Source organism: Cupriavidus sp. BIC8F (assembly GCF_032465815.1).
Classification (GTDB): domain Bacteria; phylum Pseudomonadota; class Gammaproteobacteria; order Burkholderiales; family Burkholderiaceae; genus Cupriavidus; species Cupriavidus necator.
Map to the genome: position 1 here is coordinate 1,587,204 of NZ_CP136095.1, position 25,912 is coordinate 1,613,115.

Below are 25,912 nucleotides of genomic sequence, written 5' to 3' on the forward strand. Positions count from 1 at the left end.
TTTCGGCTGTGTTCTATCTAGGAATTCGGGCTGCTCATAAGCTTATGAAATCGTTCCCAACGCCGCGTCATCGGAAGCGATGACGGACAAGACTAATAACAAAAAAACCTACACGGAAAGTTGATAGTCGAATGAGCAGCCTGGACCTTTGCGGATGCCACTAACCAGCAAAAATGCTGAGAACGTGCCGGCTGCCCGTTGACCTGGTGCCAGGTCAACGGCAGTTAAGTGGTGTTAAGGAAGCTGCGCGTAGCACTTGGATCAAACGGCGGCTCATCGGTCGAGTCGGTCATAGGATCATCGATCCGCGAGTGGCAGAAACTGGCCGTACTCGGCAGTTCGCAGTGGGGCGCGAGGCCAAGCTCTGGTGACCGACGGGCGACTTCCGTTGCCGACCCTGAGCCGCCGTTCGAGCTTGCTCGCCCCCGATGACAGCTTCCGAGGTGGAATCGCCGTTCGAAGGTCCGTCCAAGCTGGTGGCTCGGGGCCCCCACAAGCGCTAACCGCCTATCAACGGGCCGACGCTCTCCACCGCCTCGAGGCTGGCGAAAGCGAGCGTTCGGTGGCAAGGTTGCTCGGGTATCGCAGCGCTACAATCGCTCGACTGCGGGAAGCGTCATCGGATGCCACGCTGAACCGCGTAAAATGGGGGAAATATGTTGGATGGGCCGCACACACGCAGCCGAGGCGCGCAAAATCGTGAGCACGCGCGTTGACACACAGTGACCAAGACGATAATATCCTCGCACTCGCTGGGACTTTTTATGTCCCGGTGCTATTTCGAGATCGGCCAGATCAAGTGCATCTAGGAGCATCTCGAGAGCTTGGGTAGCGCCAATGGTCAGCTGGGTGCCGAGTTCTTCCAGCCAGGCGACGCTACTCTAGTCAGGGAACTCAGAAGCAATATATGAATTTCAAAACGAAATACCCGCTACGCTCGTAGCGGGTTATTTCATTGCTCCTGCCCTGACGAGTCGACCATGCCCGATCCGCGTGATCCACCCATAGATAAGCTGCTGACGCAGCTTCTGTCTGTAATTTCCCCCGAGCCCGAACTAGGTGCCCGCCTCAAGCAGCGACTGAACGCCGCACTTGTTGCAAACGGCCTAGGCACTTTCGACGAGAAAGCACTCGGCTTCCGCAAGTTCACTGACTATCTGATACGCGTGCATGGACATCTTGTTGCCGTGCAGAGGCCGGAGGGCGCCGGAGACATCCTCGTTTCACTCAAGCATTCAACGCCCATGTCCCGGGCTGTCGCGCACGAGCACGCCGGGGTGCCTGCGCCCTCAACAACTTCCGTTATCCGTACCGCCGTCTGGCAGGCATTTGCCAACCCCGACCCTGATCGGAAGCGCTTTCTCGGACCAAACGGACGAATTGTTCACTATCTCGAAAGCTCGGATAGTGAAGCGCGTCAGGCCGTAGAAGCCGCTCCCGAGCAATACACGCAGATCGAGCCGATCTCGCAGGCAACGCAAGGTGGATGGATGCGTGAGTTTCTGGAAACGGCACCGCTTGGTCAGGCCGAAAAGTCGGCGCTCGAACCGATGATAGGGGAACCCTATTCCAGCACGCTCAACGCGACGTTTACACGCGCATTGGGGACGCACGGTCAAGCATGGAGCCGGTTCAGAACGACACGCGTGACCGACATCATCCAGCAATGGGTGCGAGCTCATGATGTTGACGACGGTGTGATTTACACGCAACGGCCTTCAACCACGACTTCAGAATTGGGCGCTGTGGGATCGGTTGCCTCGCATGCAACCGCATCGCTGGCGGCAGGCCCAATGCCAATCTCGACAGGATCGGCGCGCGACCAAGTGCTCAAGCTACTTGAGTTGATCGCCGATGAAGATCTCGAGCGTGTCGTCCTGCCACTGTTGCTGAGCACCATCATGATCAAGTCCCGTATGTGACGCAAACGGGACGAAGTCATGAGTGGCGTGCTGGTGATCGGGCTCCTGAAGTCAATGCGTCAACGCTTCAACGCGGACTGCGCGCGAATGGGTGTCGACGCGAGGATTGTTCTTGCGGACATGGGCAACAAGGGCCATTCGTATATGCTCATCCCGTATCCGGGCGAAGCAGTGAACGCATTGAGGGACTACGCGGATTCGCTCGACGACTTCCGTGATGCGCACGTCATCGTCATGCCCTATGCGGAGATGCCGGACGAGCTCGACGGTGAACTCGGTGTGCTGGTTGATTCTGGAGCTACCGTCGTTCGCGCAGTCAGCGGCGAAGACGGCTGGCCGCCCATCCAGAAGAAGACAAAAGCGGACCCAGCATTGCTCGAGCAGATGCGCCAGAGACTCTGGCGCGAGATACCAGTCGTACAGGTCGATGCGGATGAGCCAACTCTCCCCTCCGAATACTTCCGGCAGGTCTGCGACGCGAACCCGCAGGTGATCATCGTCGAACAGGTGTACGAGACGTGCGACCTGGTTGAGCCCATTCGCCGAGAATTCTTGAATCGCGCTATCGAAGCGCTGGCAGAATTTGCGAGGGACGGATCCGATGGTCGAATCGACGCGTTCTTTAGGCAGCGGCGGCTCATGCACGCACAGAATGGGCCAAACGAAAGCACCCTGGAACTTCGGTTCGGAGAGGTTTTGGTTCTCAACGAAACCGTGCAGGCGCATTTGAAGCAAGGCGACGCCACCACCCCTCAAGGAGCCGCGCGGCTCTTCTATCACCACACCATCGTCGGAGGCATCCGGTACGTGATCGTCACTTACGCAGGCCCGCATCCCGAGGGTAATTTCAAGCGAGTCAGTACTCGCACTAACAGCATCCCCTAACGGCCGCTTCGGCTCAGCAGCCGTCATGCGTCGGACACGCCCGAAGGGCTGTTACTGGCCGGGAAGCGCCCGATCGTCCCGTCGATCCGACAAGCTGGCGGCGGTCGGCAGAAGCCGACCCTCAAGCGCCATTTGCGCAGCACCCCGTCTACGGCAGCTTCTGGGGCCAAACGGGCCATCCGCGAGTCTGTATCGCCCCAGATGTGGCTCGGCCAGCATTGGCACGCTTCGCTGCGTTCGTTGACTTCGTTGCATGGATCAAGCTCGCTGCAGCGGTGTCTCGACCGCGCCTTCCTGATCGCCGATGAACTGAGACATTTCGTCTTGGAAGGCGGGGCTCAGTACGTAGTGAGGGGAGGAAGTCGAGCCGGACCGCTCGGCCGAGGATGCGCCGGTCGGCATAAAACGCGTGTTTGACTATGGGAACGCCGGCTCCGCATGGACCGATTCGCACACGAACTCTTGCTGCCGCGTTCAGCGGCGCGGCGCCATCTTATTGAGCGGTTGCTCTGCCGCCGACATTGCCGCCCGACTTGGAGTGCCGTTACAAGTGGTCCAACAAAAACTTTTGAAAAATTTTCTGAAACATCCTGTAACATTTGAGCCCTAACCAGGAGGGACTCATGCGCGTAACACGACTCGCTGCAGCCGTCGCGCTGCCTTTTGCCCTAGTTCTTGCAGGGTGCGATACCGATCAAGAACTGCTGACGCAGCGCCTTGAGGTCTTGAAGGCCGAAGAGGCCGCGCTCAAGGATCTCAAGGCAACGGTGGCCACCGGCGTACCGTCACTGACTGGCCCAGGAGCGGTCAGTGTCTTTCTGTCCGCCGATCTGATCAACGGCATCCTCAAGGGTGCTGATGGTGTGGACGTGCCCGTGCCCCACGTTGAGGGCGCGACGGTCACCGTCAAGTCGATCCGGACGGACTTCAAGATGGGCTACCCGCTGCTCAGGATCGAAGCCACTGGCAAGAAGAAGGGGCTGGACGCTGAGCTCGCTCTCGTGGGTGTCGCTCGACTGATGCCGACCATAGTGGCCGGAGCGGCAGGCAAATCTTCGCAGCTGGAGCTTAAGGTACACGTCGACAGTATGGTGCCTAGCGCCAAGTGGGCCTTCCTGGACTTTCGCCTCAGCGGTTTCGTGCGCGACCTGATGCAAGTGAAGGTGAACAATGAGCTTCGAACCGCCGGCGTTATCCGCGTGCCCGTGGAGACCGACATTCCGCTCAATGTGCCTGCCAAGGAAACGCCCATCCAGTTCACCGGTGTTCTCGGTGTGATTTCCACGCCGGACCTCTCGCTGAAGGGAAAGGCTGCGGTCAACAAGGTCGTCGTTCTGCCTGACGGGATTCACGTCTACGGCAAGGTCAATGTGGATTCGGAGGCATGAAGATGAAGAGCGCACGTATCGCCTTTTCGATCGCAGCGGCAATGACCGCGTCTGGATCTGCGTTGGCCGCCGGGGTGGTAGATGAAGTGGCCGCCAAGGAGGCCGAACTCGTGAAGCTCCGGGCGGAGGTCGCGCCGCTAGTAGCGCCGCTCACGGTCACCGGAGCCGATCTGCGGGTCTTCGCCTCGCTCACGCCATTGGTTGAGTCCGTGGCGGAAATTAACGCCAGGCCACCGGCCGCGCGCCTCATCACCGTGCGGTCGACCGGCCGCAATGGCAACCTTTGGTACAACGGTGGGGCGTGGTGCGGCAGCTATGTCAAGCTTGATGAAAGCGACAGCCTGAACGTAAAAGCTGCCCTGTCCAATGTGGCGGCCTCCATACGAGATGATGGAGCGATCGCCCTCGGCAGCCGCGTCAACATCGATGGCCACGTGCAGGTGAAGTTCCAGTTCAAGGGGCACCGAATCTACTACCCCTTTGGCAGCTACTGCCCTTCTGGTGGCGGAGTGGGTTCGTCCATTGGCGTCGACTTCAAAAAGACACTCGACCTTCAGTTGCTGTTGGCATTCGCGCGCTCTGCCGACGGCCGTTCCATCGACTATAAGGCAAGTTTCGTCAGCCCAAAGGAGGTGAAGGTTACGGCAGAGATTGAAATAAAGCCAATAACCACGCTCGGTCAGCCGATGGGATTCGATCTGCCCCAGTCGCCGATTGCCAGCGGGTCGTTCCCACTACTCATCAGCAAAGAGGGGAAGTTCGAGCTACCGGGGGGTGGTGAGCGTGTCTATTCGTTCGTGCTCACGCCCGCTGCTTTCGTAGCCAACAAGGACGGCATCACCGGTGCCTGGAAGTCGACGGTGCAGTTCAAGTAAGGGCTTGCGCCTGCCTTTCCACGATTCAGCGCGAATTTCCGGTGCCATAGGTGGTGCGCCATGGGCTGCGGCGACGACTGTCATCGACCCTGAGCGGCCTCCAGATGCGGCGCGACCTCAACGGCCGGTTCTGGGTATGCGGGCCGTTTGCTTCTGCAGGAACGACGACGGACCATCGACACACGTTCCAAACCAGTTAGGTTAAACACCGTTGATGTGAGTCTCCGCACCTCGGCGACACTAAATACGGCGCCAAGGACGCGAACTGATCCGAATTTTGGCCTCTTTACGGATCGCGAGGAACTTGCTAATTATGTGGGTTCGCGATCCACCCGCTGGGGCATCCAAAATGACGCCAGACGAAGCAAGAGCACTGCTCGCTGGTCCGTTCGGACTTGAACTCGTGCGTTTTCCGCTGCGCTTTACAAAGCCAGCATTTTTCGGAATCTTGCCGCGCCGCGGCGAGCCGCTGACCGTGAACAACGGATCGGCTTCCCTGATTCGCCGTGGCGAAACGCACTTCGCGATAACGTGTCATCACGTCCTCGATGGGTTCCGCCAGAAGCGCGCGGAATCCGAACAGGCCTTCTTCCAAGTCGGGAATTGCCGGCTCGATCCGCTCGCGCAGTTGGCCGGGGAACGTGACAGGCCAGACGTCGCGGTGATCCGGCTATCGGCAGCGCAGGCCGCCGAGATTACCAGCGATTCCAACGGCATTGGCGAAGCATTCCTGAAGATCGAGGATGCGCGCCCGGAGCTCGTGCCCGAGGGGACGGGAATTGCCTTTGGCGGATTTCCTGGCGATCTTCGCCTTCAGCCTAGCGTGGCGGAATTCAACTTCGGAAGCTACAGCTGCGGCGCGACACCGGTGACGACGTCGCGGGACGACTATCTGGTCTGTCAATTCGAGCGCGCGGAATGGGTTCGGCAAGGATACGAGCCAGAGCCGGCAACGATCGGCGGCATCAGCGGGTGCCCGGTCCTGCGGATTCACGAAAGCGAGGCAGGCATCATCAGTCACAGCTTCGCTGGAATCGTCTACGAATACTCGCGAGAGTTCGACCTGCTCTACATCGTCCAGGCCGCCGCCATCTACGACCTGATGGGGTGGTAGTCACGAACATGGCGGCCGCCGGAATAACGACGTGACTGAACGTCAGCGAAAGTAGATCGAATATTCGACCGCCTACAGCCCCGAGACAGCCCGAACACTGTGCGAGCATGCAAGTCCACTGATCGACCGGAGCGGCCGCTCGAATGACCGTGTATTTTCCTTGTCGGGCGGCAGTAACTGGCCGGGTGCGGCCCGACGCCGAGCACAACCCAGCGTTCCTCCTTGGACCGGATCGCGTAGGGCAGAAGACGACCCTTCTCTGCCGCTCATGCTCTGGCCACCCGATGACCGAAGTGGAGCTGAATACGGGCCTTGGCTTTATCCGCGCCCGTCGCCCCATGCTCGAATCCGGACACGATGTATCGCGACACCACCATATTCGTTGGGTCAACATTCAACAATGTTGACCGCCAGGCCGCCTCTCGCGGTTTCCTTGTACTTTGCCTTCATGTCGGCCCCGGTTTCGCGCATCGTCTTGATGACCTTGTCCAGGCTGACATGGTGACTGCCGTCGCCATGAAGAGCCATGCGAGCGGCGCCGATCGCCTTGATCGCGGCAACGGCGTTTCTCTCGATACACGGTATCTGGACCAGCCCGCCCACGGGATCACAGGTCAGCCCCAGATGATGTTCCATGGCGATTTCGGCGGCATTCTCGACTTGCTCAACCGTACCGCCCAGCACTGCACATAAGCCGGCCGCCGCCATGGAGCAGGCGACACCTACCTCGCCCTGGCAACCGACTTCGGCACCGGAAATGGAGGCGTTCTTCTTGAAGAGGATGCCAATGGCCGCGGCGGTCAGTAGGAAATCGACGATGCCATCCTCGCCCGCGCCCGCCTCAAACGTCATGTAGTAGTGGAGGACGGCCGGAATGATGCCTGCGGCGCCGTTTGTTGGAGCGGTCACCACGCGGCCGCCTGCCGCATTTTCTTCGTTGACGGCCAACGCATACAGGCTGACCCAGTCCATCGCATACAGCGGATCGTTGGAGCCGTCGCTGTTGCTTAATTTCCGGAAGAGCGGTGCCGCGCGTCTGCGAACCTGGAAGCCTCCTGGCAGGACGCCTTCGGTGCGGCAACCTCGCTCCACACAGTCTTGCATTGTTTTCCAGATGGTCAACAGGGCATCACGCGTGTCTACGGCGGGCCGCCAGTATTCCTCGTTCCGGCGCATGATCTCCGCGATCGGGATACCCAGGCGCTCCGCTATTGCCAGTAGTTCTGCCGCATTGTCGAACGGTAGTGGCAGCACCTCTTCCCGGGCGAAGCCCATACATTCTTGGTCCATCTTTGCCTCGGGTACGACGAACCCTCCGCCGACCGAGTAGAACGTCGCGGACCGGAGCTCGGTTCCTTCAGCGGAAAAGGCGATGAAGCGCATGCCGTTCGCGTGCAATGGCAACGCGCGCCTGTAGAGCGCGAGATCCTTACACGCGTCGAAGGCGATCGATTTCCTTCCGTTCAGAAGAATCCTGCCTCTGCTGCGGATATCCGCCACATAGTCTGGGACGCGAGCCACGTCAACGGTCTCGGGTTCATGGCCGGACAGCCCCAACAGGATCGCGATGTCACTGCCATGTCCTTTCCCTGTTGCGCCAAGCGAACCGTAGAGCTCGGCACGCAGATTCGAAACGCTGTTGACGATGTGGTCGCGTTCCAGTGCACTGACGAACTGCCGTGCTGCCCGCATGGGGCCGACCGTGTGCGAACTGGAGGGCCCGATGCCAATCTTGAACAGGTCCAATGCACTGAATGACACGTAAAACTCCAGGGTGACGATGCTTCTGTGGTTTTCTCGATTGGGGCGCTGCCCGCCTTACACCCCTAGAGCGTGTATTCCTGAAACTCGCGGCATTCATACGGCTTGCGGGCCACCCACATGACTTTCTGGGCGACATCCATCAGCGTCGTTGCCACCGTGGCGGAGATGCTGCTGAAATCGCCGGGCTTCGGGCTGCGCAATACCCCGTCGGGAAAACCGAAGTCGTCCGCCAGAATGGATCGAATATCGTTCCATTCAATGCCACGGTCCGTAATGGAGCGCAGGGCATGCTCCACGCGATGCTGCCTGTAAAGGCTGTCGGGCCTAGCGGCCAGCCCTGGGTCCCGAAGCTTTGTAATTGCCACCGGCGATAGCCAATGATTGGCATGCACGAGCACATCATCTTGAGGAAGCGTCCAGTACACGTCGGTGGGTGCGGCTTCAAGGCTTGCGCAACACCCGTCGGTGGTGCTGCTTTGCGCAACGATCATGTTGCTCGAGCAGTAGCGCCGGGCGTTCCATACGGTTCGCATCGCGTGCGCCAGGTTGGAGGATTCCAGGAGCCGCCGGCGCAAAAGAACTACCGGGGTGCCGGGGCCATGCTGATAATCCTCATGGCAGGACAGCGCATTCCCTGTGAGCGACACGCCGTTACTGTTGAAGCCATGCCGCGCCAGCGCACCGGCTTCCGTGAATGCCAGGATATCGGGGCCATTTTCGGCACGGATACGCAGGACGATGCAGGTATCGACGCATTCCTCGCGCCAGTCCCAGTTGTGGGCGTGTAGCAACCGGCCCGTGGCCGAGCGTTTCGGCAATACCACCAGCCCTGTGCAGTCGCCATCCTGGCCGCCATCCTCCTGTGCCGCATGGTCGTCTATGGTCGAGAAGCCATACAGCATTTCCGTCCGGCAATTGATGACGACGACGTCTTCGAGCGAAGTACCGGCGCCGCGAGCGATGCCGCGCATTTCCCCCAGATAGGCGGGATCAAAGGCCTCGATTTGCGGAAGCATCGCGCGTGCGAGCCGGTCGATGGTGGCATCGTCCAGGCCGCGACGGCCAAGTTGGGCTCGGTACAGCGCCGCACCGGCAGCGATTCGTTCGGGCACCGCGCGCCCGTGTTGCAGTCCGCGGTCGTATGGCCCTCCGGCCACGTCCACGAGCGGGAAGAATTGCATTGCACGCATTCAGGTATCCATCATCCGGAAGTCATGAAGGGCAGTGGACCGTTCAGCCGTTGTCTGCCCAACGAAGTCTTACTGCGCCGCCAGGTTCAGGGATTTGACCAGTGGGCCCCACTGTTCAGCATCCTGCCGGGTGGATTTCGCAACAGCAGAAGCCGTTTTATCCGCGGGTTCCGCCATGTAGATCCTGCCCAATTTCTGCCGGGACTCAGGATCTGCCCACATTTTTGTGGTGGCCGCATTGAGCTTTTGGATGATGGCGCCGGGCGTTCCCTTTGGGGCAACCAGACCATACCAGCCGCCGCCCAGCGACTTGGGAATCCCGATTTCAGCCTGCGTCGGGACATCGGGCATTTCGGGAACCCGCTTGTCGGCAAATACGACCAGAGGCTTGACCTTCTTTTCCTTGATAAACGGGATCGCGGAGAAGACTACGGCGCTGGTCAACTGGGTTTCGCCGCCCACAACGGCCAGCAAGGCGGCGGCGCTGCCTTTGTAGGGAACGTTCAGAAGATCCACGCCAACATGCCTGGCGAATATCTCCATGTTCAAGTGGGTGGAGTTTCCTTTTCCCGCGGTGCTGTAGGAGTACTTCCCCGGCGATGCCTTTGCCAGACGGATCAAATCCGCGATGTTGTTTGCCGGGACGGCGTTATTGGCCAGCAAGACTTGCGGAGTGGTGGCGAGAATGCCGACGCCGGCGAAACTCTGGTCGGGATCGTAGTTCAGCTTGCCATACGAGAAACGGTTGAGTGCGAGATTGGACTGGGTAGCGAGCAGGATCGTGTAGCCGTCTGCCGGCTGGGTGGCGACGTATGCCGCCGCGATCGATCCGTTCGCGCCGGCGCGGTTTTCCACCACGACGGTTGCACCCAGGTGACGGGCCACAAAATCGCCCCAGATCCGCGCGAGGCCGTCCGCACCGCCGCCCGGCGGCAGCGGCACAATCAGCCGAATCGGTTTCGCCGGAAATGTGTCCTGGGCGAATGCATTCGCTGCCAGGCAGGTGGCGGCCACAGCACCACAGCACGTCAGCGCCTTGAAAACATCCTTCATCTTCAGTCTCCGCGATGCCGGTGCTGCGATCTGCAACACCGTGTTGTGCAATAAGTATGGCGCCTGAGAACATCAAATTTTCATCATATTATTACTTGGCGACATACCCAATTTGGTATACTTGGATGCGGCCTAAGCCCAGACGGGCCGGCCAGGTACAGGTGCCGTGCGCCCTCATCCGAGACGGACAAATGAATCTCCTGTCGCTAAGACGCTTCGACCTGAATCTGCTGGTGGTATTCGAGTCCCTGATGGAGACGGGCAGCGTTACCAAAACTGCGGAAAAACTCGCGCGCACGCAGCCGGGCGTGAGCCGCGATCTTGCCCGGTTGAGGGAAGAGCTGTCCGACCCGCTTTTTGTCAGGGTTCGCGGAAAACTGGAGCCCACTGAGTTGGCCCGCACTCTCCGCGATACAGTCAGGCGCGCACTGGAAGCCGTCGACCACGCGCTTGAGGAGGGTGGGGGCTTTCGCCCATCCGAATCGGCCCAGGTATTCAAGATCGGCACGACGAGTGCCGTCGAACTCTTGTTGGCCCCCTTGCTGCACAAGTTTCTGGAAACTGAAGCGCCCAACGCCGCCGCCTACTTTTTCCCCACATATGGGGAAGTCACGCCTGTCGAGGAGCTCGAAACGGGCACCATCGACCTCGCGATTGGGCGCTTCGACCGCCAGGCGCACAACGTGACGTTCTTTCCGCTGTTTGAAGAACGGCGTGTATGTCTGGTGAGGCGTGATCATCCACTCAGCGAGAAACGGCTGGAACTGGCCGATCTTGCCAAGATGCGGTTTATCAGCACGATCAATATGCTCGGTCGGGACAACGACGTCGACAACCTTCTCAAGGATCATGGGTTACCCAAACGCAGGTTTCCGATGTACGTCTCGACGCTGTCCCTGGCACCGTTCGCCATGCGCGAGAGCGACGCGGCAATAACGCTGCCGGTGCGCGTTGCGAGGCTTCTGGCAAGCCAGTTCGACCTGAGCGTGCTGGAATTGCCCGTCGAAGTGCAAAATCGAACGTACTCGATTGCATGGCATTCGCGCTGGGACCCATCGCTGTCGCACCGCTGGATGCGAGACGCAGTCATATCGATGCTGAGCTAATCCGGAGAAGTTGGCACGCAGATATTTCCTCTGCGGCGCAGCCGACGCCAAGCTTGGGGCATGATGCCGGAAGGGGGCGACGCCCACGGCGAGTCGCCGAGGTTTGTATGCGTTCATTCCTCCCCTCGATGGGTGGGAGCTCAATCGCTTGGTTCGACATGGGCAGATGCGCCCCAGGAACGTTTGACGAGCGCGCCGGCGACCAAATAGCGACTGTCGCTGACGGCTGGTCGGCGGCTCGCGACCCCTAGCAGTCATTCGCGTCTTATGGTCAATTTCGGGAAGCTAGCGCCCAGCGACCAGCGACTCAAGGTCAGTTTTGCAACGCAGTCGTAATTCCCGTTATGGTAGGCCGCGGTGTTGTGGCGCTGAGACACCCCACTTCGCCTGATGCGGACGCGCGAGTTTCCTTGCTAGATTGTGTGCTTCCAGCAAATCGATTTAACTTGTGCGGGCAATTATAGGGAGGTTCCATGAGCAATATGCTTGATTCGTTCCGTGCATCTTGCTCTTGGAGTCTCCTTTTGGTGTTGTTCATGCTTCCTCTTTCTGGATGCGGCGATACCACCATGAAATGGAAGGAGCAGGTCGACCTCCATAACCACGAGACAATCATCGTTGCGCGGACCGCAACCATGAAGAGCAACTGGATTGCGGGCGGCGGAGGTGGCTCCATCAACAAAAGGATGACGCTGGAAGTTGTCCGGCCTGCGAGGCAGGATAACCCCGGTGTATGGTCCGATCATTATGTTCCGATCTTGCTGGACCGGGATCCGGATAACGGCGAGTGGTTCTTAGTGGCAACTTTCTATCACTGCACCGAGTGGTATGAACTGGGTCGGCCAGCCTTGCCATACACAGAGTATCGCTTTAGAGGGGGAAGCTGGGTCCGTCAGCCACTATCGGCGAAGTGGATCGACCGCGAGGTCAATGTATTGCCCGCTGACCTGTCAAACAGGGAGTTGCTTAACGAAAAACCGGTGCTGAGCACGGAGCAGAAGAGGCTGGTTCAGTCCAGGCCCACGATTTCGGATCGCTTTGTCAGGATTGTCGGAACGTGGAAGACCCACTGTTAAGTGGGTAACGCCAAGGCAGTGAAGAAGAACAGCCAACGCGGGAATTGCGATACCAGACCGAATGTCGAGCGTCCGCTTATGGCCGAACGCGGAAGTTCGTCAGTCGCAGGGCCGCCGCAACCACGGACTTCCGTTTTCGGTCCCCATTTCGGTCGTCCATGGCTCCTGAAAGCTGTCGCTGAAGTTCATGAGAGCGGCCCCTCGGCTTCCGACTGAAGGTGAGCGCCAAGGCTCGCAGCCGTGTCTGCCTGCGCACAGACGCCAGCCGCTCGCGCCGCAAACTACTCGGGTTCAGACCTATCCAAACCGCTAGGAGGCACAGATGAAACAGGTATCACTGACCATTCCTGAAATTGGATTGATTGCTGGAACACGGGCGGCAGGCGCTGCGGGCCTCGCACTGTTGCTAAGCAACCGAATGAATCCGGAACAACGCCGCGCCATCGGCTGGACGCTGCTCGCCGTAGGGGTCATCACAACAGTGCCGTTAGTCGCGCAAGTGTTCGGAAAACTTCAGGAATACAAGAGCCCCGACGAGAGGTGAAGTAATGGTGCAAGGGCAATGTACTGGTTGGCGTCAGCGGCGTGCTCCACGTTGCCCTTTCCCTGCGGGAGCCATACATGACTTCTGCACCGCCATCCCCACGCCTTCGATGTCGGTAGCACGCATGGCAGCGATGCAGAAGGCTCTTTCCTCCTCTTGGAAAGAAGCGCGGAAATTGTTCAGTTGCAGGGCTTTCCGGGCAGGGACACTCCATCCCTGGTTATCCCATGACAGGTATCGCCCTCGGCGTCTGATTCCGGGTCGAGGGGAAACTTTCCGATCTTGCTACAGCAATAGCGAAACTCAGTCGGGACTGCCGGCACGTTCGTGATCGCTGGCGAAGCCATGGCGGGCTGTTCGAGTTCCGCCGCGACGTTCTTGGTTCCCACTGAAGCCTTGGCGGGTTGCCCCGCTGCCGTGACATTGCTCGTTGTTGACGGAGCCTTAGCCGGCTGCGCAGGTGCCGTGACGATCTTCTTTTGTGGGGAAGCGCCAGGAGGTGCCTTAGATGCCGGGGCGGTCTTCGGGGTTGAGGGAACTGGAGCCATGGTGGCCCGCCCTGTGCTGGGGGCCTCCCATTGCGGAGAGACGCACTGGGTGTTCTCGCAAATCCGCTCACCTTTGCACTGCATGTCATATTGGCATCCCACTGCACTGGTGTGCGGCGTGATCCCCGCCATCGCAATGGTGAGAAGCAAGCCTGGCGTTTTCATACTTGGCTTTGCCTCCTTCGGTCCAAGCCTCGCTGCGTACCAGCGATGGCGACCCACTCCCAGTATGGAATCTGTACGCGCAGAGCGCCACCCGCGCGGGCAGTTACATCACGAACCAGGAGCTTGCCATGGCGGTCGGGTCCACACATGCACGAAGCGCCGCTTCCCTTCGATGACACCGTGCCATGCCATGCGTTTCCGCTGAATCTTGCCGACGGCACAGCAATTGGAGTCATCGCTCGACGATGAGGCGTAGAAACTTCTCTGCAATAGGTGCGAAGGGACTGCCCTGATAAAGGTCCCGACCGGAAGCGCTTCCACTTCTTCTTTAGACATAATGGCGGCAATGTCGCGACCGGCCTCAGTGACAGCTGGCCTGGCTGCCTGCGAGACATCTTAGTCGAGCGGAGCAGGGCGGCCCTCCATCCCGCGTTTCGGTCGTCTCTTCGCGACCACTTAGCGGGACGGCCAGGACAAATGCCCGGCTCATGCAGATGAAGGCGGAGTGCGCATGGAGTCGAGGAATTCGTAGGGAACCTCGTCAGTCCACCTCGCGCGCCAGCTTCGCGCGCCTTTCCAGTTCCTTCGCGCTCGGGTTGGTCTGTGCAAACGATCCGAGCGGGATGTCGCCGGTCGGAACATAAGTGCTCATTACCACGCCGGTGGTCGAAGTTTGCGAAGCGACGAGCCGCAGCGCGCCGGGCTTCGCGCCGGCTTCAAACAGCCGCTTGCCGCGCCCGAACACGACGGGGAAGGTCCACACGTTGTATTCATCGATCAGCGATGCGGCCCGAAGCGCCTGGATCAGGTTGCCGCTGCCGATGATCTGCAGGTCTTGTCCCGCCTCCGCCTTGAGCGCCGTGACCGCCGCGATAACGTCGCCACGCAGGAGCGTTGAGTTGTTCCAATGCAGCTTCCCCAGCGTGCGCGACGCGACGTGCTTCCTGGTCGCATTGAACGTCCGCGCAATCGGGTCGCCGGCCGGCTGGTACGGCCAGTACGCCTCGAAGATCTCGTAGGTTCTGCGGCCGAGCACAAGCTCGCGGTCCTTGCCGTCGAAACCGTTCATGGAGTGGCCCATGGCTTCGTCCCAGTAGCTGAACGTCCAGCCGCCGAAGGCGAAACCGCCGGTGGGATCTTCATCTGGGCCGCCCGGCGCCTGCATGACGCCGTCGAGCGAGACGAAGGTGGATGCGATGAGCTTTCTCATGGGGCGACTCCGTGGGGTGGGAGGACAGAGCACCCCGCAATTCTACGCGTTTGCCTGTCGAAGCGCGGTGCTCGGGCTCCGCGAAGCGGCCGTCGTTGGCTTGAGAATTCCAGTTAGGCGGATGTCCGCTTATGGCCGAACGCGGAAGTTCGTCAGTCGCAGGGCCGCCGCAACCACGGACTTCCGTTTTCGACCCATTACTGCCTTTCGATCTGCGTTATCGCGACGGCCGCTTTCCGCAGTATCGCGGCCATTGGGCTCCGTAAGCAGATGCGTCGGATCGAAGGCAGGCTACCTGACATTATCAGCCGGCCTTATGGTTTGCCTTCCGAACGATGAAATGGGCGGCGTAGCGGGGCGGACCATCGAAACCGGCCCCGGCCTCCGGCCGTCGGGGGGGCGATCATTGCCGGGTGGTGGTACGCAGGCCGGACCTCACTACGGTATTACCGTAGTGAGGCTGTTTATCTGAGTTGCAGGATTGCCGAAGCACCATTGGTTTTCTCGTCTCCGCGCGGGCCAGCGCAATCACCGGCACTGAATACGTTATCGACGGAGGAACTGTTCCGACTGCGTGATCAGCGCCGCTTGCCCCGCCGCATCGGTGTCGATCGCTTCCGCAGGCAAGCGCCGGTCGTCATTCCAAGCCCCCGGCGCATGCGCATTTCGGATGGCTGAAAGTCGCGTTCCGGTTCGTAGCCCGCCCGACACGTTCGTAGACTCCATGCATTCCAACAAGCGGAGTGCACATGTCCATCCTGTCCATTTCAACGCGCAAGGCCCGCTGCACCGTGCTGGCGGCCGCGGCCGCAGCAAGTTGCGTCGCCGCGTATGCGGAAACCTGGCCATCAAAGCCGATCACCGTGGTCGTGCCATTTCCGGCTGGCGGCGGTACCGATCTGGTGGTTCGCTCCATCCAGCCGCTGTTGCAGCGTGAGCTCGGCCGCCCCGTCGTGATCGACAATCGCAGCGGCGCAGGCGGGACGCTTGGGTCTGCCTATGTCGCGCGGGCTGCGGCCGATGGATATACGGCCGGCGTGGTCACGACGAGCACGCACGCGGTAAGCGTCGCCCTATATCCAAAGCTGACCTACAACCCGGCGAAGGACTTCGCCTATGCCGGATTCATTGGCACGTCACCTTATGTGCTGGCCGCCAACAACACCTTGCAGGTGGCGGATGCCAAGGCGCTTGTCAGCAGACTGAAGGCCGACAAGGCGCAGCACAGCTTCGGTTCGGTTGGTGTCGGCACCGTGTCGCACCTGATGGGCGAGCAGTTTCAGAAGCTCGTCGCCGTGCCGATGGTTCACGTCCCGTATCGCGGTGCGGCGCCGGCGTACACTGATCTGATTGGTGGACAGGTGCAAATCATGTTCGACAATCCGGTGGGACTGGCGCCATACATCAAGGCACACAAGATTGCCGCCATTGCCGTGACCGCTCCGACACCGCTGCTGCCCGATGTACCGACGTTCGCCAGCCAGGGCGTGCCAGGCTTCGAGCAGCAACTGTGGTATGGCATCGCCTTTCCCAAGGGAACGCCCGCTGCGATCGTCGATCGCTTCAATGCAGCACTGAACAAGGTGCTCTCTGACAATGCGGTCGTGGCAGATCTATCGAGCAAAGGTGTGACGGCGCGCCCCGGTACACCCGCCGCACTGCAGGCCGCGGTTCAAGCAGACATCCCGTACTGGGGCAAGATTGCCAGTTCCGTGGGAGCTACAGGTGAGTAATGTCAGTCTGATCCGGGTTTTTGTACGCGATGGGCGAGGCGGCAATCCGGTGCCGCTGGTCTCCGATGCCCGTGGCATGAGCGCGGCGGAAATGCGAAGGGTTGCTGCCGCATATGGGCACGAGTCCGCCTTCGTATTGCCGAGTGATATCGGTTGCGACTGGCGTTTCCGATTCTTTGTTCCGCAGCACGAGATGGAGATGTGCGGCCATGCCACCGTGGGCACGCTGTGGGCGTTGCGCCAATGGGGCCGCTGGACGACCCCGGCGGTGCGCATCGAGACGCTGAGTGGCGTCGTGCTGGCGTATTGGGACGATGCGCTGCAATCCGTCTGGATCTCGCAGCCGGCGGTGCGTACCCAGGCGCTGGACGCCGGGGCATCAGGCCGAGTGGCGGCGCAACTTGGTTTTCCAGCCGGTACGTATGCGGCCACCAATGCCGCGACGAGTCGCGTCAAGACGCTCATCGCCTTGCCTTCCGTGGCGGTGCTCGACAGCTTGCAACCGGACTTCTCGACCATGGAGTCGCTCTGCGGATCGATCGGCTCGACCGGGCTCTATCCCTATGCATTTGGCGTATCGAAAGCGGACGGCCGACCCGTGATCCATGCGCGGCAATTTCCAAAGTCGTCCGGCTATCCCGAGGATGCCGCCACCGGCATAGCGGCGGCTGCCTTATGGGGCTTTCTGAACCAGGCGGGTGAACTGGCTGGCCCTGATGGGAAGGTGTCTTCCATCGCGGTCTGGCAAGGCGATGCCATGGGCAGCCCCTCGGAAATTCTCGTGGCGCCGCGCCATACGGATTCGGGCGAGCCTGACGGATGCTGGCTCAGCGGCAGCGTGACCTGGAGCGATGCGTGACGGACAGCTCCCCCGAGGCGCGGCTTGCCGCAGCCGGATTCACGTTGCCCGAAGTGTCAAGTCCACGTGGCAGCTATGCGCCGTATTGTGCGATCCAGGTCGGCACATCGCAATGGGTGTCGATTGCCGGTCAGGTATGCCGGCGGAACGGCGTGGCCATGGCGGGCCAATGCCGGAGCGACGATGATCTGGAACTCGCCCGCCATGCCGCCGAAGTATCGGTGCTGAATGCACTGGCCATACTGCGGCTGGCTTGCGATGGCGAGTTGTCGCGCGTGATCCAGATCGTTCGGCTGCGTGGCTTCATCCGCGCGGCACCGGACTTTACACGACATGCGGCAGTGCTCGATGCGGCCTCGATGGTTATGCGCGCAGCATTCCCCGGTCAGCCGCTGCCGGCACGCAGCGCGCTTGGCGTGGCCAGCTTACCGGACCGGGCCTGGACGGAGATTGAGGTCGACGCCATTGTGATGACGGCCTGAAGGCGTCGGCCGCCAGGCTACGACGGCGCCGGCACCTCGCGCAGCAGCCGGTGCAGGTGCCCGCTGGAGGCAAAGCCGAGATCCATGCTGACGCCGGCGGCGGACCGGCCTCCTGCAATCAGCTTGCGTGCGTGCTCGGCCAGAATACGACGCCGTACGGTCACGGGCGTCGCACCGAACTCGATCTGACAGGCGCGCTGCAAATGTCGGATCGAGATGCCCAGTTCGCCGGCCACGGTATCGATCGATGGCAAGGGCATGTCGCGTTCGAGCGCCGCATGGAAGCGCTGGACCATGCGCAGTGCGACGGACGCCGGCTCTTCGGGCATCGCCAGCGGCCGGCTCGTCATGATCTGCGCCACGATGGCGCGCACGAGCCAGGACGCGCTGGTGAATGAGATCGTAGGCGCGAGCAGCGCCTCAAGCATCGCGATCGTCGCGGCGTCCAGGTGCATGGCGCCGAACCGTAGGCACACGGGCAGGCGATCGGGCGGCAGATAGAGTTCCCCGTGCTGCTGAAGGCCGTGCTCGGATGCCGTCAGGTGCGACGTCGACGCATGCAGCAATACAGCGGTACCGCGCACCAGCGAAGCGGCATGCAGTGCGTCTGGCTCGCCGGACGAATCGTTCCAAACCGTCCTGAGCCTGCCCATGCGCGGCCACAACAGCATGCCGCAGTCGTGGACGTGCCATGCTCGGCGAAAAGCAGGCTGTCGGCTGTCATGTAGGGCGAATCCATGCTCGGCGGTCAGGTGAAGCTTGGGAGACAGGTGAGGATCGTTGGTCATCGCAGGCGTTCCGGCAGTCACAGGCGGAATGCCACCGATAATACGCCGTTCCCGCCCTTCACCACATAACACTGCCTGGTGTCGGAGCGTCCCGCCGTGAAGGTCCGCTGTTTGGAGGTTCTTTCCGTGCTGCCCTGTCAAGAGGAAATCTCCGCGGTCGCGATCACGGCGACAAAGACACTAAGTGGCACAAGGTGCGTAAATTCGCGGTGGCGCAGAACGGTCAAAACCGCAGCCGCAATCGATCAACGTTCAATCTGCACGTGCATCGACCGCGCGTCTGGCAAACCCAAGGCCACCGCCGCAGCGTAAGAGAGATCGATAATCCGGCCCTTGACGTATGGTCCGCGATCGTTGATGCGAACGACAACCGACTTTCCGGTAGCCAACGATCTGACGCGTACATGGCTGCCGAGCGGTAATGTTCGATGGGCGGCAGTCAAGGCGCCGCCATCGTAGCGTTCTCCGTTTGCGGTCAGATGCCCCTGGAACGTTGCCGCATACCATGACGCCTCGCCGGATTGCAACATCTCGTGCTCGTGCCGAGGGCGACAGGAATCAGCTCTGCACGCAGAATGCTTGGACGGAATCTGTCCGCAAGCAGTGAACAAAGCGCAGATTCCCAAGAATCCCAAATAGCGAAGTGATAGCACCATAGACCACCAGTCAGTTATCGAGACGTGGTTCTAGCGGTCTCCAAAATTTTGCGTTGGCGGCGTGACCGGGTTACGTAACACCTTGACAATATTTTAGGTGACAAGCGACGCCCCTGAAGGTCCGACCCAACGACAGGCTGGTTTTTGGACTATCGGTCGAATGTGGTCCAAAGGTTCCGCATTTTGCCCGGAGCATTTGACGCGACGCCGTTGAGTTGACCACTCTATTCCCGCATTGTGGCAAGCCTGAAGGCAGTCAGCGCCATGTTTCCCTTCCGGCGCGGTAGTCCGTTGCCCTTCGGCCAGGCTTGGCTGGCAACGGATGCCGGCAGCAGGTGAGACCGGTAAGTGCGTGAGGCCAGCGTTGCCGGGGCCCAAGATAGGGCACGATAACGGGGTCTTTTATCGCGGCTCGTGATGCCGGATTCCCTTCGCATACACCCATACTAGGCGAAGGATTCACGAGTCCCCGCCTGAGCGTGTTCGCTCCTGGGAAACACTGGCGGAGCAGGTTCCTCCGTATGGCAACCAGCCGCGTCGGCAGGCGGCTGGCTCCTCCGGCACGGATCGGGCAAGACCTCCAGCTGCGCCCACGGGGCGTTGTCGACGGGATCGAGATCGAGGCAGTGTTTGAAGTCGCTCGCTGCCAGGCGAGCGCCCAGAAGCTTGCCAAACGCATCGAGCTGGACCTGCGAGATCAGTCCTGCACTGCCGCCGAGCGCTGGGCAGATGATCCACGTCGTGCCGTCTTTGGCGAAGATGCGCAAGCGCCTGACTTGGTCGGCCGGCTGGATTGCGTGCTCTTCGCTGGCGAGCCCGCCTAGCGAGAAGGCTTCAAGGTATTCGTCGGTATGGCGATGGCCCAGGCAAACGACCACCTTCGGGCGCCAGCGGGCGCAGGTCTTCGCGAGAAACCGGAAGCGTTCGCCATGCCGGCACAGATCCTCGTAGCGCGTCTGTGGGACGAGTTCTGGCTGGCCTCGGAACGCTTTGGACCAAGGCGTTCGTCCATCTAGTTGGGCAGGCAGGGGAAACAGGCTGAGCCTGAACTCGGCGCCCCCAGGCGCGTAGAGATGGCGCCAGTAGTATTGTTCCCAGTCGTTGTCCGCGAGCCGAACGCGCAGTGCTTCAGCCCGCGCGGCGGCCATGATGCGGGCAATGTACTGATGGCCGAGCCACTTGCCCATGCTTTCCCGCTGCTGGTGGCGGAACTCGGCGTCCCAAGCGGGCGGCGCCACGCGCGGCTGCAGCGGCGCGACAAGGGGCTCCAACCAGGCGCGCGGGCTTCTGTCGCATATCCAGACGGGAGCTCCTGGGTTGCCTCCTTCCATCCCCACGTACGATGCAAAATAACGATCCAATTCCTGACGCGCGAATACCCCTGAATGCCGCATATTATCCCTTGCTGCCTGGTGGGACCCCATACATCCAATGCCGCAGCATGCCGCCGCCTCTGGGGCGTGCGTGCCACTGTGGTCGTTTAAAAACTCTTTCTGCAGGCGGGGTACGAACGGGATCAGTGCGCCTTCGCAGGCGCCATCCTTGTGCCGATGGGATCTCGGTATAATGGCCCGCCCGCTGCCATGTCACCGGTAATTGCTAGTCGTTTCTTAATACCGGCGATGTCTGGGCGCCTGCGTAACCGCAGGGCCAGGCCAGTACCCGCATGCCGCGCTGCCAGAAAATGCAGCCACGCCGCTTTCGATGACGAAAAGCAATGTCGACCTGAATAAGAAAATGCCAGCCGGCCCTTTCGTGGGTCCGGGCTATATCCGTTCTAATGTGATTGTTGTCACTGACGCAAACTGATACTACTTTTGTATTGCCTGAGCATTACCCGCATATCGATAGCACGCGCCAAGGAGGCAAAATCAAGATCCCTCGAAACGCGCAGCCATGCGGTACTCCAGCCCGGCCGCATTCTTATCCCCGATTCCTGCAATTGAGGTCAATTTAACCAAACCTGCCGGAAATAGGAATTCCAATCTTTTAAGGTCTGACATAAGTGACTTTGCTGCGCTGCGATATTTCAGGGGTTATCCCATCTCAATCCCCTCTATGGAGGGGATTGAGAGTCGGACGCCTGAAGTTCGTGCGCTCCGCGATCAGTGCAAGCGTGGCACATTCGCGGTGAGTCGGCGTGCTCGACGACGTTCCATTTGCTATGCAAATTTTTTGCGGTCATTTTGATCTAATACTTTTTCATTAACTGTTTAGCGCGCCGCACCCCGCTCAAGTGGGGATTGATAGCATTTTCAGGCCACTGGATACCGCTGCCCGCAGTGCCTGCAGGAGCCTCCAAAAAACTGCTCTCCATGGTCGGCAATCCCTTGTCCATCAAGGCTTTGCGAGAGTCCAGAAGTCGCCGAGGCGAGAGCGCGACGCGATTAATGCCGTGCGCTCCGACATTATCCGGGGCGCCAGCGGTGGGACGTGCGCCCCTCGTCCATAGAGCTGATTTGCCATTCCAATTCCGCCAGCTAGATTGACCTCATCGTTGGCGCTCGCCAAAGCCATCGAATTTGCGTGCCTAAGAGCCGGGGAAGGGGGGCATCCCATGAAACGCATCCATATGAGCTGTTCGGGCCCAAGGCACGTCAACAACAACCAGGTCCCCGATTGGGGGGGGCCTCGCCATCAACCTCGCCTGCATCAAGTAGGCACGTTGGATGGCGGCGCGCGTCTGGGCCGGGGGGGAGGCGCGCGCTTGAGCGGCGGCAGGACACATTGTCCTGCCGCCTTTGTGTTCCGCCATGGAACCTGCCATGGCGAACGACTGCGTACAGCTCGTTTGGGCTGAGTGCAAAGAAAGAGGGTGTAGGCGCCACAGGGATGCGCCTACACCCTAAAGTTGGCAACGGGGTGCCGCTTGGCATTGTGCTGCATCGCAGCATCAGCGGTACCCCTCAAGCGATGGGAAGCACGAGTGCAGATTAAAGAAGTGCTCGGCCTGCCTGAAGCGTTGGGGAATTCTGACTGGATATGCCCGAGAGGGCGGTTCAGGCTTGTGGGCGCTGCTCCTTGATCAGCACGACCGCACCGAAACTCAGCAGGCACGTCGCCGCCATATACCAGGCCGCCGACATGGGGTTGCCGGTCAACTTGATCATTCCCGTCACGATGAACTGCGCGGTGCCGCCAAACACCGCAACGTTCAGCGCATGCGAAATCGCGGCGCCGCTGGCGCGAACCCGTGCAGGAAATGCCTCGAGCACAAGCAGGGTGCCAACGGCAGCGCCAAGTGCCACCATTGCGCTGATCAGCCCGACGCCAACCAGGACTGGCAGCGTGCCGTCTGCACGCACAATCATCAGGAAGACCGGGAAGACCAGAAGCACTTTGCATCCCGCCGTGAAGAGGGCCAGCGGCTTGCGGCGGGGCAGTCGGTCGATGAGCAGGCCGGACAGCGGCGGGATGACAGTCAGCAGCAGCGCGGACAACGTTGCTGCCAAAAATCCTGTGCTGGCAGGTACGTGCATCACGCGATGCAGGTAGCTTGGCATGTAGTAGACGATGACGTAGACCGGGATCGTTGACCCCATCCTGATCAGGATCGCCAGGAGCATGGTGCTGCGATGCTCGCGCCACAGTTCGGCGAGCGGCGTGGTAGCAGCTCTGCCCCTTGTGTCGGCGACCGGCGTCTCCCGAAGCTGGCGGCGAACGTAAATGCCGACGGGCGCGATCAGAAGTCCGATCAGGAACGGAACACGCCAGCCCCATGAAGCCAGATCCTCCGGCGACATCACCTTCGTGAGAAGCGCGCCCAGGGATGCTCCCAGCAACGCAGCCGCGCCCTGGCTCACGAACTGCCAGCTGACCACGCGGCCACGAATCGAAACCGGTCCAGTCTCCATCACGTATGTCGCGGCAACGCCGATTTCGCCGCCGACGGCAAAACCTTGCAGCGCCCGACCGGTGATGACGATGAGCGGCGCAGCCGCACCGATCATTGCAAACGGCGGGCAGAGGGCGATGGCCGCCGTCCCGATGGTCATCAGGACGATGGTTCTCGTCATTGCCGCGCGGCGTCCGACACGGTCGGCATAGGCACCGATCATCATCGCGCCAAGCGGCCGGATGAGAAAGCCAACGCCAAACGTGCCCACTGCCAACAGCAACGAAGTCAGAGGATCTTCCGCCGGGAAGAACTGGTCTCCGATCATCGCCGCGAAGAATCCGAACACGGTGAAGTCAAACGTTTCCAGTCCACTGACGAGAGACGTTGCGACGACAGTCTTTCGGAGTTCGCTTGTCTGAGTGTCTCCTTCTCCCATCTTCAACCGTCAATGCTCCAATTCATGACTTTCCCCACCTAAGCGTGGGGCCCACTAAAGCAGGGTAAGACCCGGTCCCACCCCCATCAATAATCAACCCCGGCAAGCCTGACCCCTTGCCTGACCCGTTAGGGTGTAGGCCTCCCTGTGCCTACACCCTTCTTTTTTTGTGCTTTGGCAAATTGCGGGAAGAAGGGCGCGAGTACAGAGGCGTCCGGAAATCCGGTGGGCAAGATGCGCCGGATCAGACGATCTTGCAGGCCAGGAACACGGCCGAAAGAACCACAGCAAGCTGGCTGTCACGTGACCAAATGCGCAGCCGCATGACGGAATTTCCCACGCTAGATGAGGCACGCATTCTTGCTCAATATCGCTTCGCGCACATCCCTCCCTTTTGCGGGTCCACTCTTACGTGGGGATAGATAACTCGCTAAAAACGCCATTTGTGCCTTGAAGATGTAGCCGCTGGAGCCATACACTTCGCCGGTCATTCGCGTAATGACGCAGTGCAAAAAGAGCGCGCCACCGCGCCGAGCAGCACGAAGCCAACACCGCCAGGTTCAAATCCGCAGGCAGCGCAAACAAGCGGAAAGGCACCAGCGTGTGCCATGTCGGACAAGCGGAATCCCCGCAACACAGCCCGCTCAGGAGACGGCGGACAATGCGGGCCTTCTTGTAACAAGGGAATAATCGAGACGTGCTAAAGCTTTCAAGCAGGCTGACGTTTGGCAGGGCGGTAGTGTGCCTGGGGATCGTTCCGTTGCTGGCGTCCTGTGCACTCGCACCAGGGATGCGCTTCGACCCGCAGCGACCGCTCGATCCGGAGGACCCGGAATCGGTGCCCAAAATCACGCTCATCACGCCGGCGCTGGTGCGCACTCTGAAGGCCTCCACACAGCCAGCGAACGCTGGGGTGGAGGAACTATTCGCAGACCCGAGGCCCTATACCGTGGGCGTGGGCGACATTCTCTCGATCGTTGTGTGGGACCACCCGGAACTGGTGTTTCCCACGCAAACGTACTCCATCGGCACGGCTTACGAGATCCCGAACTTCGCCGGTGCGGCCAACATACCCGGGTATGTTGTCAGCCCCGCCGGCACCATCCAGTTCCCGTATGCCGGTGTGGTCAGGGTTCTCGGCCGCACGCCGGACGAAATCCGCGGACAGCTGAGCACCCAGCTCAAGCCTGTCGTCAACATGCCACAGGTCACCGTGCGCGTGCTCGCCTTCCGCAGCAAGCGCGTCTACCTGGACGGCGAAGTCAAGACGCCTGGCCCCCAGAACATCGACGACGTACCCATGACCCTGGTCGAAGCGCTCAACCGCGCCGGGGGTGTCAACGTCCTGACGGGCGACAACAGCCGCATCCGCGTTTCGCGCGAGGGCAAGACCTACGTCGTCAACCTGCCTGCGCTTCTGCAGCAAGGCATCGACCCCGCCCAAATCCTGCTGCGCAACGGCGACATCGTTCGCGTGGAACAACGCGAGGACAGCAAGGTATTCGTGACCGGCGAAGTCGTGCGTCCTGTTGCCGTTCTGCCGCGCAACGGCCGCCTGACGCTCAGCGAGGCCATTGGTGAAGCCGGTGGCGTCAACCCCCTCTCGGCCAACGCCAAGGAACTCTACGTTATCCGCAAGAGCAACGATGGCGAAGCCGAGGTGTTTCATCTCGACGGCAAGTCCCCTGTCTCCTTTGCCCTGGCCGAATCGTTCGAGCTGAAGCCGAGGGACGTTGTCTACGTGGATGCCGCAGGTGTGGTCCGCTGGAGCCGCGTAATCAACCAATTGCTGCCGAGCGGGAATTTCTTCACGTCCACGGCGAACACGGTCAAATGATCAAGACTGTACTCGTGGTCTGCATCGGCAATATCTGCCGGAGCCCGATAGCGCAGGGGCTCCTCAAGGAGGCATTGCCGGATGCCAACGTCATCTCCGCTGGCCTTGGTGCACTCACGGGCAAGCCGGCCGATGCGCACGCCATCGCAGTCATGCACGAGATTGGCGTGGATATCACCGGCCATCGGGCCCAGCAACTGAGCCGGGCCATGACGACGCGTGCGGACCTCATCCTCGTGATGGACAACGCTCAGCGACAAGACATCCAGCACTTGCATCCGGCCACCACCGGTCGTGTCTTCCGCATCGGTGAGCTTTCCGGGTTCGACGTGCCAGATCCCTATCGCGAGGCTCGTCCCGCCTTCGAAAACGTGCTGCGGTTGATCCAACGCGGCGTGGAAGCCTGGGTGCCGCGCATCCAAGCGCTTCGATAACCGATTCAG

General features: G+C 60.7%; 21 protein-coding genes and 1 pseudogene. 14 read left to right on the forward strand and 8 right to left on the reverse strand.

Going from position 1 to position 25,912, the window contains the following annotated elements:
- Positions 1-980 precede the first annotated feature (980 nt).
- The 5 genes from RS901_RS27365 (at position 981) to RS901_RS27385 (ending at position 6,184) form a co-directional block, all read left to right on the forward strand.
- On the forward strand, positions 981-1,922 hold the full coding sequence (locus RS901_RS27365; RefSeq protein ID WP_316153662.1) for a hypothetical protein: 942 nt from the start codon (positions 981-983) through the stop codon (positions 1,920-1,922).
- Positions 1,923-1,940: 18 nt separating this feature from the next.
- Positions 1,941-2,807 carry a hypothetical protein gene (locus RS901_RS27370; protein WP_316153663.1) on the forward strand — a complete coding sequence of 289 codons (867 nt, stop codon included), beginning with the start codon at positions 1,941-1,943 and terminating at the stop codon, positions 2,805-2,807.
- A 623-nt stretch (positions 2,808-3,430) separates the two neighbouring features.
- On the forward strand, positions 3,431-4,195 hold the full coding sequence (locus RS901_RS27375) for a hypothetical protein (RefSeq protein WP_316151003.1): 765 nt from the start codon (positions 3,431-3,433) through the stop codon (positions 4,193-4,195).
- Complete coding sequence (locus RS901_RS27380) at positions 4,192-5,070, forward strand: hypothetical protein (RefSeq protein WP_316151004.1); 879 nt, start codon at positions 4,192-4,194, stop codon at positions 5,068-5,070. Before RS901_RS27375 ends, RS901_RS27380 begins: the two co-directional genes overlap by 4 nt.
- Positions 5,071-5,419: 349 nt before the next feature.
- Positions 5,420-6,184, forward strand: coding sequence for a hypothetical protein (locus RS901_RS27385; protein WP_316151005.1), 765 nt, complete (start codon positions 5,420-5,422; stop codon positions 6,182-6,184).
- A gap of 387 nt (positions 6,185-6,571) precedes the next feature.
- Here the strand turns inward: RS901_RS27385 and RS901_RS27390 are convergent, their stop codons facing one another.
- The 3 genes from RS901_RS27390 to RS901_RS27400 all read right to left on the reverse strand — a co-directional run bounded on the left by RS901_RS27390 (position 6,572) and on the right by RS901_RS27400 (position 10,191).
- Entirely contained in the window at positions 6,572-7,945 is a 1,374-nt protein-coding gene (locus tag RS901_RS27390; RefSeq protein ID WP_316153664.1) for an L-serine ammonia-lyase, read from the reverse strand.
- 65 nt (positions 7,946-8,010) lie between these two features.
- Complete coding sequence (locus tag RS901_RS27395; RefSeq protein WP_316153665.1) at positions 8,011-9,138, reverse strand: C45 family peptidase; 1,128 nt, start codon at positions 9,136-9,138, stop codon at positions 8,011-8,013.
- Positions 9,139-9,207: 69 nt separating this feature from the next.
- On the reverse strand, positions 9,208-10,191 hold the full coding sequence (locus tag RS901_RS27400) for a tripartite tricarboxylate transporter substrate binding protein (RefSeq protein ID WP_316153666.1): 984 nt from the start codon (positions 10,189-10,191) through the stop codon (positions 9,208-9,210).
- Positions 10,192-10,382: 191 nt separating this feature from the next.
- Here RS901_RS27400 and RS901_RS27405 point away from each other — a divergent pair, with 191 nt between their 5' ends.
- The 3 genes from RS901_RS27405 (at position 10,383) to RS901_RS27415 (ending at position 12,917) form a co-directional block, all read left to right on the forward strand.
- Complete coding sequence (locus RS901_RS27405) at positions 10,383-11,297, forward strand: LysR family transcriptional regulator (RefSeq protein WP_316153667.1); 915 nt, start codon at positions 10,383-10,385, stop codon at positions 11,295-11,297.
- 473 nt (positions 11,298-11,770) lie between these two features.
- Complete coding sequence (locus RS901_RS27410; protein WP_316153668.1) at positions 11,771-12,373, forward strand: hypothetical protein; 603 nt, start codon at positions 11,771-11,773, stop codon at positions 12,371-12,373.
- Between the two features lie 322 nt (positions 12,374-12,695).
- Positions 12,696-12,917, forward strand: coding sequence for a hypothetical protein (locus tag RS901_RS27415; protein WP_316153669.1), 222 nt, complete (start codon positions 12,696-12,698; stop codon positions 12,915-12,917).
- A 1,254-nt stretch (positions 12,918-14,171) separates the two neighbouring features.
- On the opposite strand, the gene RS901_RS27420 is transcribed toward RS901_RS27415, so the two are convergent.
- Positions 14,172-14,840: a dihydrofolate reductase family protein gene (locus RS901_RS27420; RefSeq protein WP_316153670.1), complete on the reverse strand. Its 669-nt coding sequence runs from the start codon at positions 14,838-14,840 to the stop codon at positions 14,172-14,174.
- A 494-nt stretch (positions 14,841-15,334) separates the two neighbouring features.
- Between RS901_RS27420 and RS901_RS27425 the strand changes: the two are divergent.
- The 4 genes and pseudogenes from RS901_RS27425 to RS901_RS27440 form a co-directional block, all read left to right on the forward strand.
- Positions 15,335-15,418: pseudogene (locus RS901_RS27425) on the forward strand (short-chain dehydrogenase); the annotation flags it as partial.
- A gap of 171 nt (positions 15,419-15,589) precedes the next feature.
- On the forward strand, positions 15,590-16,573 hold the full coding sequence (locus RS901_RS27430) for a tripartite tricarboxylate transporter substrate binding protein (RefSeq protein WP_316153671.1): 984 nt from the start codon (positions 15,590-15,592) through the stop codon (positions 16,571-16,573).
- Positions 16,566-17,432: a PhzF family phenazine biosynthesis isomerase gene (locus RS901_RS27435; protein WP_316157307.1), complete on the forward strand. Its 867-nt coding sequence runs from the start codon at positions 16,566-16,568 to the stop codon at positions 17,430-17,432. The genes RS901_RS27430 and RS901_RS27435 overlap by 8 nt, the downstream gene beginning before the upstream one ends.
- Positions 17,429-17,914 carry a RidA family protein gene (locus RS901_RS27440; RefSeq protein WP_316153672.1) on the forward strand — a complete coding sequence of 162 codons (486 nt, stop codon included), beginning with the start codon at positions 17,429-17,431 and terminating at the stop codon, positions 17,912-17,914. Before RS901_RS27435 ends, RS901_RS27440 begins: the two co-directional genes overlap by 4 nt.
- Positions 17,915-17,931: 17 nt before the next feature.
- On the opposite strand, the gene RS901_RS27445 is transcribed toward RS901_RS27440, so the two are convergent.
- The 4 genes from RS901_RS27445 to RS901_RS27460 form a co-directional block, all read right to left on the reverse strand.
- The gene (locus RS901_RS27445) at positions 17,932-18,702 is read right to left on the reverse strand and encodes a helix-turn-helix transcriptional regulator (protein WP_316153673.1); all 771 of its coding nucleotides are present in this window, start codon (positions 18,700-18,702) and stop codon (positions 17,932-17,934) included.
- Between the two features lie 245 nt (positions 18,703-18,947).
- Positions 18,948-19,232: a septal ring lytic transglycosylase RlpA family protein gene (locus RS901_RS27450; protein ID WP_410054191.1), complete on the reverse strand. Its 285-nt coding sequence runs from the start codon at positions 19,230-19,232 to the stop codon at positions 18,948-18,950.
- A gap of 572 nt (positions 19,233-19,804) precedes the next feature.
- Positions 19,805-20,545: a transcriptional regulator gene (locus RS901_RS27455; RefSeq protein ID WP_316153674.1), complete on the reverse strand. Its 741-nt coding sequence runs from the start codon at positions 20,543-20,545 to the stop codon at positions 19,805-19,807.
- A 1,812-nt stretch (positions 20,546-22,357) separates the two neighbouring features.
- Positions 22,358-23,542 (reverse strand): MFS transporter, encoded by a 1,185-nt coding sequence (locus RS901_RS27460; RefSeq protein ID WP_316153675.1) that lies wholly within the window; start codon positions 23,540-23,542, stop codon positions 22,358-22,360.
- A gap of 787 nt (positions 23,543-24,329) precedes the next feature.
- On the opposite strand from RS901_RS27460, the gene RS901_RS27465 reads away from it, so the two are divergent.
- Positions 24,330-25,469, forward strand: a complete 1,140-nt coding sequence (locus RS901_RS27465; protein ID WP_316153676.1) for a polysaccharide biosynthesis/export family protein — start codon at positions 24,330-24,332, stop codon at positions 25,467-25,469.
- Complete coding sequence (locus RS901_RS27470) at positions 25,466-25,903, forward strand: low molecular weight protein-tyrosine-phosphatase (protein WP_316153677.1); 438 nt, start codon at positions 25,466-25,468, stop codon at positions 25,901-25,903. Before RS901_RS27465 ends, RS901_RS27470 begins: the two co-directional genes overlap by 4 nt.
- The last annotated feature ends 9 nt before the right edge of the window (positions 25,904-25,912 follow it).

Excerpts from the sequence above, each read along its gene's own strand:
- RS901_RS27365 (WP_316153662.1), top strand. The coding sequence starts at position 981 with ATGCCCGATCCGCGTGATCCACCCATAGATAAGCTGCTGACGCAGCTT.
- RS901_RS27370 (WP_316153663.1), top strand. The coding sequence starts at position 1,941 with ATGAGTGGCGTGCTGGTGATCGGGCTCCTGAAGTCAATGCGTCAACGC.
- RS901_RS27375 (WP_316151003.1), top strand. The coding sequence starts at position 3,431 with ATGCGCGTAACACGACTCGCTGCAGCCGTCGCGCTGCCTTTTGCCCTA.
- RS901_RS27380 (WP_316151004.1), top strand. The coding sequence starts at position 4,192 with ATGAAGATGAAGAGCGCACGTATCGCCTTTTCGATCGCAGCGGCAATG.
- RS901_RS27385 (WP_316151005.1), top strand. The coding sequence starts at position 5,420 with ATGACGCCAGACGAAGCAAGAGCACTGCTCGCTGGTCCGTTCGGACTT.
- RS901_RS27395 (WP_316153665.1), bottom strand. The coding sequence starts at position 9,138 with ATGCGTGCAATGCAATTCTTCCCGCTCGTGGACGTGGCCGGAGGGCCA.
- RS901_RS27400 (WP_316153666.1), bottom strand. The coding sequence starts at position 10,191 with ATGAAGGATGTTTTCAAGGCGCTGACGTGCTGTGGTGCTGTGGCCGCC.
- RS901_RS27405 (WP_316153667.1), top strand. The coding sequence starts at position 10,383 with ATGAATCTCCTGTCGCTAAGACGCTTCGACCTGAATCTGCTGGTGGTA.
- RS901_RS27410 (WP_316153668.1), top strand. The coding sequence starts at position 11,771 with ATGAGCAATATGCTTGATTCGTTCCGTGCATCTTGCTCTTGGAGTCTC.
- RS901_RS27415 (WP_316153669.1), top strand. The coding sequence starts at position 12,696 with ATGAAACAGGTATCACTGACCATTCCTGAAATTGGATTGATTGCTGGA.
- RS901_RS27420 (WP_316153670.1), bottom strand. The coding sequence starts at position 14,840 with ATGAGAAAGCTCATCGCATCCACCTTCGTCTCGCTCGACGGCGTCATG.
- RS901_RS27430 (WP_316153671.1), top strand. The coding sequence starts at position 15,590 with ATGTCCATCCTGTCCATTTCAACGCGCAAGGCCCGCTGCACCGTGCTG.
- RS901_RS27445 (WP_316153673.1), bottom strand. The coding sequence starts at position 18,702 with ATGACCAACGATCCTCACCTGTCTCCCAAGCTTCACCTGACCGCCGAG.
- RS901_RS27450 (WP_410054191.1), bottom strand. The coding sequence starts at position 19,232 with ATGTTGCAATCCGGCGAGGCGTCATGGTATGCGGCAACGTTCCAGGGG.
- RS901_RS27455 (WP_316153674.1), bottom strand. The coding sequence starts at position 20,545 with ATGGGCAAGTGGCTCGGCCATCAGTACATTGCCCGCATCATGGCCGCC.
- RS901_RS27470 (WP_316153677.1), top strand. The coding sequence starts at position 25,466 with ATGATCAAGACTGTACTCGTGGTCTGCATCGGCAATATCTGCCGGAGC.